This window comes from Phenylobacterium sp. 58.2.17 (assembly GCF_026411515.1).
In the GTDB taxonomy this organism is placed as follows: Bacteria; Pseudomonadota; Alphaproteobacteria; order Caulobacterales; family Caulobacteraceae; genus Phenylobacterium.
The window spans coordinates 33325-45579 of sequence record NZ_JAPMTQ010000018.1; the positions used below are offsets into that span (position 1 = coordinate 33325).

The window sequence follows — 12255 nt, forward strand, 5'->3', positions numbered from 1 at the left end:
TGTCGCGGGTCGGGGACAGTAGGGGGCGCGCGTGCAAGTTCATCACCTCAAGATCATGGCTCTGGCCAGTTCTGCAGCTGTGGCTTTGGTCGGTTCGGCCGCCTGGGCGCAGGCGCCGGCGCGCGCCCAGTTCGATATCCCAGCCCAGGACCTGGGCGCGGCGCTTCGGAGTCTGGGCGTCCAGGCGGGCCGAGAGGTCCTGTTCGACCCGAGCCTCGTCGATGGCCGCCGCGCGCCCGCGGTCCACGGAGAAATGGCGGTCTCCTCGGCGGTCGAACGTCTGTTGGCCGGTCAGGCGCTGCGATCGCGCGAAAGCGGCCGCACGATCGTCATCGAACGCGCGCCGGGCCGCGTCGCAGTGAGCAAGGTCTCGGCGCCGGGCCCGCTGGTGGCCGCAGGCGAGCCGGTCGAGGCGGCCGAGGTCGAAGAGATCGTGGTCGTCGGCTCTAACCTAGCCGGTGTGACCGAACGCGGGCTGCTGCCGGTGTCGGTTGTCGATCGCAGCGAGCTGGAGATGAGCGGCGCGGTGACGGCCGGCGAGATGATCGCCTCCCTGCCGCAATCGGGCGGCCAGGCGTTCAATAACGAACAGCAGGGCCCCAACCAGGCGCGCGGCGACGTGGCCTCGGCTAACCTGCGCGGCATTGGCTCGGGCAACACCCTGGTGCTGCTGGACGGCCGCCGGATGGTAGGGCACCCGGGGACCCAGCAGGAAGGCTCCGTTCCCGTCCAGGTCGTCAACCTGAACACCATCCCGGCCACGGCGCTGAAGCGCGTCGAGGTTCTGCGCGACGGCGGCGGCGCGATCTACGGCTCGGATGCGGTGGCCGGCGTCCTGAACAACGTTCTCGACGACAACTATGTCGGCGGTCAGATCGTAGCCCGCTACGGCGGCTCGGAAGGCACGAACCTGACCGAGACGTCGCTCGGCGCGAAGTTGGGCAGGGACTTCAACGACGGCGCGACCCACGTGGCGCTGTTCGGCGAGTACTTCGACCGGACCGCCATGCCGGCCAGCGACCGCGACTACGCCGCCACCGACTATCTCGGCAACCGGGTGCCGGCCCAGTATGCGGGCAGCTTCGACAACCGCTCCAGCCTGACGCCGTGGCTGACCGGCCGGGTCGGGACCGCGGTGACCAACTTCGGCCCGTCGTTCACTGCCTTCCATATGCAGCCGTGCTCGTACACGGGCTCTGACGCCCAGGTCGGCGGCGGGGTCTGCATCGATGGCGGCTCGGCGACGCTCGACACCTCCCTGCGCACGGACGAAGGTCCCGAGCGCACCATGTCGCCGAGCTCGGAACGCTACAGCCTGATGGCCGTGGCGAGCCACGATTTCGGCCAGGTCGAGTGGTTCGGCCAGGCGCTGTACTACGGCGCGACCTCCAGCTCGGTTCGTGGCGGCACAACCAACCTGACCTCCGCGCCGCTGACCATCGGCGCCAACAATCCCTACAACCCGTTCGGTTCGGGCCCCGGCCGCCTGGCCGGCTACACCGGTCCGGCCCAGGCGATCACGGTCGTCGGCCTGCGCGTCGATGACGTCGGCCGTCGCCGCATCGACGTCGACTCAGACGCCTACCGGCTGCTGAGCGGCCTGCGCGGCGACCTGGGCGACTGGTCGTGGGAAAGCGCGCTGCTCTACTCGCACGCCCGCACCAAGGACGTCGAAAGCAACCGGGTCAGCAACACCGCGCTCCAGGCGGCTCTCAACAGCAGCGACCCGAGCCGCGCCTACAACCCCTTCAACGGCGGCGACCTGGCCAATGTCGGCGGCTTCGATGCGACGTCCAATCCGGCGTCCGTGGTCGATCCGCTGCGGGTCAGCATCACCCGCGACGGCACGACCAGCCTGGCGCTGTGGGGCGCCAAGATCAGCAACCCGCAGGCCTTCACCCTCTGGGACCGCGACATCGGCCTGGCCTTCGGCGCCGAGTGGCGGCGCGAGACCTTCAAGGACGACCGCGATCCGCGCATTGACGGGACCATCACCTTCGCGACCGCCGGCGGCCCGACCAGCGACGCCATGGGCTCGAGCCCGACGCCGGACACCTCCGGTTCGCGCAAGGTGTTCTCGGCTTACGCCGAACTGCAGACCTCGCTGATCCCGGAAGGGGCGGACATTCCGCTCGTCCGCAGCCTCGACCTGCAGCTGGCCGCGCGCTTCGAGGACTACTCGGACATCGACGAGCAGATCCTGAAGCCGAAGGTGGCGCTGGGCTGGCGGCTCAACGACTACCTCCTGGTCCGGGCCGCCTACTCACAGGGCTTCCGCGCGCCGAACCTGGAGACGGTCAACGCCTCTGAGATCCGCCGCGTGCAGGAGAACCTGACCGACTACTACAGCTGCGCCGTAGCGCAGGGCGTGACCCAGTTCTCGGCTCTCAACCGCTCAGCCTGCTCGGCCTATCGCTACAACGTCGAGGACGTGAGGGCGGGCAACAAGGACCTGAAGTCCGAAACCAGCGACAACTTCAGCGCCGGCGTGGTGTTCACCCCGACCCCGGACCTGATGTTCTCCATCGACTGGTGGCGGATCGAGCAGGACGGCGTGGTCGGCGTGTTCGAGTCGCAGGATCACCTGAACCTCGACGCCATCGGCCGCCTGGGCGGTTCGGGCCCGAACCCGGCCTTGACCCGCAACGCGCTGGGCGAACCGATCCGCATCGCCAACCAATTCCTGAACCTCGACTCCCGGACCATCGAAGGGATCGACGTGGGCGCTACGTGGCGGATCGACGGCACGCAGTTCGGCGACTTCCGCCTGGGCCTCGATGTCGCGCTGCTGCAGAAATTCGACCAGACCCCCTCGGCCGAGGCCGCGGCGCTGCTGGCGGCCGGCCTGCCGGCCAGCGCCGGCGGCTCGCTCATCGAGCAGGACGACAACCCGCGCACGCGCGGCCAGGCCTATGTCACCTGGTCGTCGGGTCCCTGGGAGGTCTCCGGCTACGCTCGCTATGTCGGCGTGGTGAAGGATAGCTCGGCGCTGCTCTACAAGGGCGACGACTGGCTGACCTTCAACGCCTCGGTCGGCTATGCGCCCGACGAGGGCGTGCTGAACGGCATGGCCTTCCGGGTCGGGGTGAACAATATCGCCGATAAGGACCCGCCGCTGGCCGACGAGACCTTTGGCTATTTCACAAAGCTCTACAGCAACCGCGGTCGCTACTGGTTCGCCCAGGTCAGCAAGAGCTTCTGATCCCAACGACCGGCCCGCGGCGCGCCAGGAGCGCCGCGGGCCATTGCTTTTCCGGAGTTCCCATGCGCCTGACCGCGACCCTCGCCGCGCTGCTCGCGGCCGCCAGCCTTGTCGCCCCGGACGCGGCCGAGGCCCAGGCCGTCAAAGGCGCCGCGGAGTACATCCTCGACTATGACGCGATCCATCATCCGGTGATGGCCCGCAAGGGGATGGTGGTCAGTCAGAGCCAGATCGCTTCGGAGGTCGGCGCAGACGTGCTGCGGCAGGGCGGCAATGCGGTGGACGCGGCCGTGGCCACGGGGCTGGCGCTGGCGGTCACCCTGCCGCGGGCGGGCAATCTTGGCGGGGGCGGCTTCATGCTGGTCCACCTGTCCAAGGAGAAGAAGACCCTGGCCATCGACTATTATGGCCAGGCCCCGGCGGCGACGGACGCCCGTCTGCTGGCCGGCGACAACGGCAAACTCGATCCGGCCAAGCGTTACTCGCATCGCGCCGTCGCCGTGCCGGGCACAGTAAAGGGGCTCTACGAGGTCCACCGCCAGTACGGGCGCCTGCCTTGGCGGCGACTGGTGGAGCCGGCCGTCAAGCTCGCCGCCGACGGCCTCGTGCTCACCGACGACATGACCTATGCGCTCGAGGTCTATCGCCAAGCCCTGCTGGCCGACGCCCCGTCGGCCAAGGCGTTCTACCGGCCTGGCGGCGCGACCTATGCGCCCGGCGAGCGGCTGAAGCAGCCGGACCTGGCTTGGTCGCTGCGCCAGATCCGCGACGGCGGCGCCGACGCCTTCTATCGCGGCGAGCTGGGACGGCGCGTCGCCGCCGGCGTCCAGGCCGGCGGCGGGGTGCTGACGCAAGCGGACCTGGCCAGCTACCAGATCCGCATCCAGGAGCCGCTCTGGTGCGAGTACCGGGGCGTGCCAGTGGCCTACATGCCGCCGCCGGCGGCCGGCGTGCTGCTGTGCGAGCTCATGAACATCCTTGAGCGCTATCCGATGGCCGACTACGGCCAGAACAGCGTCCAGTCCCTGCACGTCACGGCCGAGGCCATGAAACTGGTGTTTGCGGACCGGGCGCGGTTCATGGGCGGCTGGCCGCAATATCAGCCGCCAGTCGGCGGGCTGTCGAACAAGGCCTATGCGAGCGAGCGCGCCAAGCTGATCGACCCGCAGCGGGCCATGGATTCGCGCGTCGTCCCCGGCGATCCGCTGACCTTCGAGAGCCGCGACACCACGCACTATTCCGTCGCCGACGCCGAGGGCAACGTCGTCAGCAACACCTTCACCCTCGGCTCGTCGTTCGGGGCGCACGTCATGGCGCCGGGCACCGGCTTCTTCCTCAACGACGCGATGGCTAACTTCGCCTGGGGCGGCAATGAGCCGGCCAATGCGCCCGAGCCCGGCAAGCGGGTGATCTCGACCATCACGCCGGTCATCGCCTTCAAGGATGGCGAAGCCTGGCTGGTGTCGGGCACGCCGGGCGGCACCCGTATCATTTCGGCCATGGCTCAACTGCTGAGCAACGTGGTGGACCACAGGCTGAACATCGCCGAGGCGACTCAGCGTCCGCGCATTTTCCAGGCGGCCAGCGACACGCCGGTGGAGTTCGAGCCCGGTTTCCCGGTGGACATGTTGCGGCTGATGGAGGGCCGGGGGCACAAGGCCAAGCCGAGCCTCACCATGGGCTCCACGCAATCCATTCTGATCGAGAACGGGGTGCTCGAGGGAAGCGCCGACAGTCGCCGGCCCGACGCCGCCGCCGTAGCCGTTGACTAAGAACCTGGGAGGGCTCTCCGGCGCCAACTCCCAGAGCTAGGCTGGGGCGCCGCCATCGCATCGGCCCTCGTCATGCCGCCATCTCGACTACCATTGGGATGGCCGGCGAGTGGATCTCTATCGCGAACCCGCCAGCGGCGCCCTCTTTCGGATCGTCGACTAGCGGGCGTACCGGCAGGTCACGGCTTCGGCGACCATTTGGCCATCTCGGCCAGGATCTCGCGCAACGGCGCCGATGCATCCCGTCGCGGCGGGAGGAACTCCGGACGAGATTCCGGATAGGGCCGCTAACGGACCATCACCGCGATCAGCGCCTCGACATGGTCTTCGATCACTTTGGGATCCGACGTATCGATCCCCCAAACCCGCCGGACTTCAGGTCCCAGGATGTAGAAGAGCTGGGCCGCGCCAACGAATATGTAGGCGAGCGCCGGCAATGAGGCGGCGGGCAGGATGCCGTCTCGTTGCAGTAGGTGAATGAACAGTCCCAGTGACTCGCTGGTCCGCTTGATGAAGGTGTCGGCCGCCCAGTGAAATCGTTCGCTGTCGCGGCAGGTCTCCTGGACCATCAGGCGGGCGTGTTCTGGATGGCGGGCCGAGTAGAGCACCACCTGGCGGATGATCTCGGCGGCGTAAGCGCGCCGGTCGGCGTATTTTGGATCATCCGGACCGGGAAGGGTCAGGGCGTTGGCTTGGCGCTCGAACAGGAAGGTGACGGCCGCCCGCCAGAGCTCGTCCTTGCTGTTGAAGTGATACTTGATGAGGGCGTGGTGGACCCCCGCCTTGGCCGCGATGTCTCTTGTCGAAGAGCCCTCGAACCCCCGCTCCGCAAACTCTTCAAGGGCCGCCTGCAAGATGCTGGCGCGCGTCGCTTCCTTCTGTCGTGTGCGGGCGTTCAAGGCGACATTTCTCCAGGTCTTCAAGGCCGACGGCGGACCTCTGGCGGGCGGAGAGAATGCCCCCAGAAGCATTTCAATCAAAATCGATCAAACTCCGTCAAAATCCGCTCGACTTCATTATGCGCCTGTATAATATCGACCCATCACGCTGGAGCACAATGGCGGGGATCGGGCCCACGGCCCGATGCGGAGGAGCGTTCGTGAAGCTTTCCAATCCGAGACGAGCCGCCTCACGGCATGCTCTGCGGCTGGTCGTCGGCGCGGCGCTTGTCGTTTCAGCCTGGACGCCGCCAGCCATGGCGCAGCCGACGCTTGCGAGCGTCGGCGCGCCGGTGGAAGTCCGGATCGACGCCGGCGCGTTGCGCGGTCGCGAGGTCGACGGCGTCAAGATGTTCAAGGGCATTCCATTCGCGGCGGCGCCCACGGGCGATCTGCGCTGGCGCGCGCCGGTTTCGCCCGCATCCTGGACAGGTCTGCGCGAGGCCGAGCGCTACGGTCCCGACTGCATCCAGAACCGTCCGGCCTGGGACAAGACGCAATCCAAGGAACCGACCAGCGAGGATTGCCTGAGCCTCAACGTCTGGGCGCCGGTCGGCGCGAAGGCCGCGCCGGTCATGGTCTGGATCCACGGCGGCGGTTTCGTAATGGGTTCTGGCAGCCAGCCGATCTTCGACGGAAGCAGGCTGGCCCAGCGCGGCGTCGTGCTGGTCACCTTCAACTATCGTCTGGGCCGCTTCGGCTTCTTCGCTCACCCGGCCCTGACCAAGGAAGCGGCCGGCGCTGCAACCGGCAACTTCGCCTTCATGGACCAGATCGCCGCGCTGGAGTGGGTGAAACGCAATATCGCCGCGTTCGGCGGCGATCCGGCCAACGTGACGATCTTCGGGGAGTCCGCGGGCGGCGGCTCGGTGGCTCAGCTGATGCTGATCGCCCCCGCTCAGGGGTTGTTCCACAAGGCCATCGCCCACTCCGGCGGGGGCCGGGACGTGCTGCCGCTGCTCAACGCCGAGCGGCCGGGCAAAACCGCGGCCGAAGCGGTCGGCGTGGCCTTCGCGGCCAAGGCCGGCGTCAAGGACGCCGACCCGGCGGCGCTGCGGGCGATCCCGGCGGCCAAGGTCTTGGGCGGCCTTGATCTGCTCAACCAGGAGGCCGCGACCTATTCGGGCCCGATGATCGACGGCGTGCTGGTCACCGGCAACGCGGCGGAGGGCTTCGCCGCGGGACGCCAAGCGAAGTTGCCGTTCCTGGTGGGCGCCAACAGCGATGAACTGGGCTTCCTGCCCGGCTTCCTTCGCGGCCCGATGGCGGCCAAGGCGCTGAAGGATCTCGGCGGCGGCGACGACATCCTGGCGGCCTACGGTTCGAAAGCCGTGCTGGACGAACAGCTGCCCAGCGACATCACCTTCGTTGAACCGGCCCGTTTCCTGGCGAGCGCGCATGCGGCCAGCGGTCAGCCGGCCTGGCTGTTCAGCTTCGGCTATGTGCCAGAGGCCAAGCGCAAGTCGCAGAAGGGCGCGGGGCACGCCAGCGACCTGCCGTTCGTGTTCGGCAATCTGACGGCGGCGGACCTTGCGCCGACGCCGGATGACGAGGCCGCCGCCAAGCTGATCGGCGATTACTGGACGGCCTTCGCCAAGTCGGGCGATCCGAACGGCGGGGCGCGCGCCGCCTGGCCGGCCTACGGGCGGGCCGCCGACACCCAGCTCACATTCACCAACGAAGGCGCGGTCGCGGCGAAGGCCAAGGCGGCCCCGCTCGACGCCATCGGCGCTCACTACACAAGGCCGTAAGGCCAACCCAGAACGGGAGGGGGACTATGCTAAATCTCAAGAAGGCGCTGCTTTCGAGCGCTGGCCTCGCCTTGCTGATCTCCGCCGGCGCCGCGCAGGCGCAGGAGAGCATGGCGAGCGAACTGACCGAGGTGGTGGTCACCGCCCAGAAGCGCGAAGAGCGCTTGCAGGACGTGCCGATCGCCGTCAGCGTCGCCTCCGGCGAGCGCCTGGAGCGGCAGAACATCTCCAATATCGATCAGCTCAAGCTGGTGGTTCCGAGCTTCGAGGCGACCTCGTTCGGCACCTCGATCCGAGGCGTCGGCACCGCGACCTTCTCGACCTCGATCGAGCCGACCGTCTCGACGGTGATCGACGGCGTGGTGTTGGGCCGGCCGGAGATGGCGCTCGGCAGCTTCTACGACATCGAACGGGTCGAAATCCTGCGCGGGCCGCAGGGCATGCTGTTCGGCAAGAACGCCTCGTCCGGCGTGGTCAGCATCGTCACCAACAACCCGCGCCTGGGCGCGGTCGAGGGGGCGGGCAACTTCAACCTCGGGGAGGGCGGCTACAACAAGTCCGACATCACCGTGAACCTGCCGGTCGGCGAGACCGCGGCGGTCCGCATCGGCGGCTTTGTCAACAAGCTGGACGGGGTGCTTCACAACAAGTTCGACGGCCGTCGCTTCAACGGCAATGACGAGTTCGGCGGGCGGGTGAAGTTCCTCTGGCGGCCGACGGACAATTTCGACGTGCTGCTGGCCGGGGACTACGGCGATCAGGAGCAATCGATCACTTGGTCGCCCTATAAGGTCGTGCCTGGTTCACCAATGGCCATGGCTCTGGCCGCCTGCGGCGTCACGCCGTCGCCGGAAAACGCCGACCTCTGCATCGACGGGCCGCAGCTCAAGGATCGGGAGAACTATGGTCTGTCGGCCACGGTCAACTGGGAGCTGTCCAACGGGCTGAGGCTCACCTCGATCACCGCCACGCGACGCGATTTCGATGACAGCAGCGGCGACTCCGACAGCCTGCCGATCAACATCCTCAACACCAATCTGAGCGACCAGGACATCAGGCAGTTCAGCCAGGAACTGCGGGTCGCCTCGCCGACGGGCCAGCGCCTCGAGTACGTTGCAGGCCTCTACTATTTCAAGATGACCACCGACCAGACGACAGACCAGGCCGGCACCTTTGGCGTCTTCCCCCTGCCGCGGCTGAATCGGATTATCGACAATCACGTGGTGACCAAGAGCCAGGCGATCTTCGGCCAAGCGACGTTCCACGCCACCGACAAGCTGCGGCTCCTGCTTGGCGGCCGCTACACCAAGGACAGCGTCTCGCTGGATTTCGACCAGTACGCCCAGCCTGGCTTCCTGCCGATCGGGCCGGCGGTGGCGTTCTCAGACACCGTCAAGGAGGACAACGTCTCCTGGCGGGTGGGCGCCCAGTACGAGATCACCCCGGTGACCATGGCCTATGCAACGATCTCGCGTGGCTACAAGGGACCGGGCTTCAACCAGACGGCGGTGTCCAGTCCGCTGCAGGACCAGCGGGTCGGACCCGAATATCCGATGAGCTATGAGCTCGGTCTCAAGACCGTGCTGCCGGGCGGCCGCGCGATCCTGAACGTCGCCGTCTTCGACACCAAGTTCGAGGACTACCAAGCCCAGACGGTCGACTTCTCGGTGACCCCGCCAGCGTTCCGCACCATCAACGCTGGGGACCTGAAGACCCGCGGCGTCGAGGTCGATATTACCGCCGCACCCATTGAGGGCCTGTTGATCAATGCGGCAGGGACCTGGCTGGAGGCCGAGTATGGGAACTTCGGCTTCATCGACTGCTATCCGGGCCAGCCCATCGGACCTGGCCAATGCGAGGTGGTGTCTCCCGGCTTCCCGCCACTGCTGCCCCCTGTCCTCGGTTATGACCCCTCCGGTCAGCGCCTGGCAGGTTCGCCGGAATGGAAATTCGCGCTGGCAGGCGCCTACCAGCGTCCCATCGCCGAGGGCTTCGACGGTTTCATCCAAGCCGACTACTCGTGGCGCAGCGAGGTCAACGCCTCGGCCAACGGTGACCCGGCCACGGTCATCGGCAGCTACGGGATCCTCAGCGGCGGCATCGGCGTCGAGACCCAGGACGGTCGCTGGCGGCTGTCGATCTGGGGCAAGAACCTGACCGACGAGCGCTTCCCCAGCGCGCTGTTCAGCACGCCGTTCGGCGGAACGGGCTCCTATAGCCAGGTGCTCACGGGCGACGCGTTCCGCCGCTTCGGCGTGGCGCTGAACGTGCGATACTAGCATCCTCCCCTGGGGGCGGCGCCTTGGGCTCCGCCCCCGCCTTTCGAAGGGTGTCCCTTAGTGGCCGAAGACCTCAGTCTGGTGCGCGGGGCGGTGACACCGCCCCTGCTTGAACACACGATCGGCGCGGCGCTTGATCTCGCCGTGCAACGGTCGCCCGACGCCGAGGCGCTGGTCTCGATCCATCAAGGCGTGAGGTGGACCTGGGCCGAACTCGGCCGCCGGGCCGACGCTCTGGCCGCGGGGCTGCTGGCCCTTGGACTTCGGCCAGGCGACCGAGTCGGGGTCTGGGGACCAAATAGCGCCCAATGGGCGCTGGCCCAGTTCGCCACCGCGCGGGTCGGCCTGATCCAGGTGAACATCAACCCGGCCTACCGACTGTCCGAGGTCGAGTACACGCTAAACAAGGTGGGGGTGAAGGCGCTGATCGCCGCAGAGCGCTTCAAGACCAGCGACTATGCCGGGATGATCGAGACCCTGGCGCCCGAGATCTCCGGCTCGGCGCCTGGCGCCCTCAGCTCAGCGCGGTTGCCCGACCTTCGGAGCCTCATCAAGATCGGCGGCGAGGCTCGGCCGGGCTGGATCGATTTCGAGGCGGTCGCCGGGCTGGCCGGCGCCGAGCAGGTCCAGCAGCTGGCGAAGATCTCGCGCCATCTGGACCGCCATCAGCCGATCAACATCCAGTTCACCAGCGGCACCACTGGCCTGCCCAAGGGCGCGACGCTGTCGCACCGGAACATCCTGAACAACGCCTATTTCGTCGGGCGAGCCATGGGGCTTCAGGCAGGCGACCGGCTCTGCATTCCGGTTCCGCTCTACCACTGTTTCGGCATGGTGATGGGCAACCTCGCCTGCGTGGTTCATGGCGCGACCATGGTCTATCCCTCAGAGGGCTTCGACGCGCTGGCGGTGTTGCAGGCCGTGCAGGCCGAGCGCTGCACCGCCCTGCACGGCGTGCCGACCATGTTCATCGCCGAACTGGAACACCCGCAGTTCGACAGCTTCGACCTGTCGTCGCTGCGCACCGGAATCATGGCCGGATCGCCCTGTCCGATCGAGGTGATGCGGAAGGTCATCGACCGCATGCATATGCGCGAGGTCGGCATCGCCTATGGCATGACCGAGACCAGCCCGGTCAGCTTCCAGACCGCTTGCGACGATCCGCTGGACCGGCGGGTCTCGACTGTCGGCCGGGTGCATCCGCACCTGGAGGTCAAGGTGGTGGGCGGTGACGGCGCTGTTCTGCAGCGCGGCCAGGCCGGCGAGCTCTGCACCCGCGGCTACTCGGTGATGTTGGGCTATTGGGATGAGCCGGAGAAGACGGACGAGGCGGTCGACGCCGAGGGCTGGATGCACACCGGCGACCTCGCGGTGATCGACGACGAGGGCTACGGCAACATCGTCGGCCGCATCAAGGACATGGTCATTCGCGGCGGAGAGAACGTCTATCCGCGCGAGGTGGAGGAGTTCCTGTTCCGCCATCCGAAGGTCGAGGACGTCCAGGTCGTCGGCGTGCCAGATCCCCGTTTCGGAGAAGAGCTGTGTGCCTGGGTGAAATTGCGGACCGGCGAGACCGCGACCGAGGTCGAGATCGTCGACTTCTGTCGGGGGCAGATCGCCCACTACAAGATCCCGCGCTATGTCCGGTTCGTGGAGAGCTTCCCGATGACCGTCACTGGGAAGATCCAGAAGTTCGAGATTCGCGCCGCGATGATCTCCGAACTCGGTCTGGCCGAGCAGGCCACCGCCTGACGATCAGCCAGCCGGCCTGACGCACTGCGACCGCCGGAAAAGTCGCTGGGCCGGCCGGTGCGCCATCGGCCAGGGGACCTTGCGGTCGTCACCCAGATTGACTCCGCGCAGGATCACTTGGCGTCCAGCAAGATCGTCGAAATTCTCTGCGCGAACATCGATCTGAAGCTTTGACATTTCCTCTCCCGGCGCCATTGTGCGTTCGTTATACAACTGGTGAATAAAGCGTCCGGCCGAGTTGCCGAGAGGCGCTGTGCATGAGCGAGGGGGGAGTGGGCATGGCACGGGGAGCGCGGCTGACGGTCGCCTGGAAGGTCGCCTTCGGCGCCGGGGACTTCGGCTTCAAGTCTATTGGCAGGCGGCTGGGCCCTACCTGCTGCTCTCCTGCACCGACGGCCTGGGCATCCCGGCCGCGACCGCGGGCCTGATCTCTCTTCCTGATCCTTTTCTATCCGCTCGGTCGCGAGACCCACAGCCAGAGGGGCGCGGAGATCACCGCCCGAGCCGGCCTTACCCCTGTCCCGACCACGTGATGCACCTACGGAGCACCCCGGCCATGAA

Annotated in this window: 6 protein-coding genes; 5 read left to right on the top strand and 1 reads right to left on the bottom strand. The window is 67.4% G+C overall.

Annotated features, from left to right (window positions below; genetic code table 11):
• Nucleotides 1-31: 31 nt before the first annotated feature.
• Complete coding sequence (locus OUA97_RS13210; RefSeq protein ID WP_267232364.1) at nucleotides 32-3202, top strand: TonB-dependent receptor; 3171 nt, start codon at nucleotides 32-34, stop codon at nucleotides 3200-3202.
• 62 nt (nucleotides 3203-3264) lie between these two features.
• Nucleotides 3265-4974 carry a gamma-glutamyltransferase gene (ggt, locus tag OUA97_RS13215; RefSeq protein ID WP_267232365.1) on the top strand — a complete coding sequence of 570 codons (1710 nt, stop codon included), beginning with the start codon at nucleotides 3265-3267 and terminating at the stop codon, nucleotides 4972-4974.
• Between the two features lie 287 nt (nucleotides 4975-5261).
• Here ggt and OUA97_RS13220 read toward each other — a convergent pair whose 3' ends face one another.
• Entirely contained in the window at nucleotides 5262-5873 is a 612-nt protein-coding gene (locus tag OUA97_RS13220; protein WP_267232366.1) for a TetR/AcrR family transcriptional regulator, read from the bottom strand.
• A gap of 200 nt (nucleotides 5874-6073) precedes the next feature.
• On the opposite strand from OUA97_RS13220, the gene OUA97_RS13225 reads away from it, so the two are divergent.
• From OUA97_RS13225 to OUA97_RS13235, 3 genes are read left to right on the top strand one after another with little or no spacing between them, the layout of a single operon-like run.
• Nucleotides 6074-7663, top strand: a complete 1590-nt coding sequence (locus OUA97_RS13225) for a carboxylesterase/lipase family protein (RefSeq protein ID WP_267232367.1) — start codon at nucleotides 6074-6076, stop codon at nucleotides 7661-7663.
• Between the two features lie 26 nt (nucleotides 7664-7689).
• Nucleotides 7690-9942 carry a TonB-dependent receptor gene (locus tag OUA97_RS13230; protein ID WP_267232368.1) on the top strand — a complete coding sequence of 751 codons (2253 nt, stop codon included), beginning with the start codon at nucleotides 7690-7692 and terminating at the stop codon, nucleotides 9940-9942.
• 60 nt (nucleotides 9943-10002) lie between these two features.
• Complete coding sequence (locus tag OUA97_RS13235) at nucleotides 10003-11694, top strand: AMP-binding protein (RefSeq protein ID WP_267232370.1); 1692 nt, start codon at nucleotides 10003-10005, stop codon at nucleotides 11692-11694.
• The last annotated feature ends 561 nt before the right edge of the window (nucleotides 11695-12255 follow it).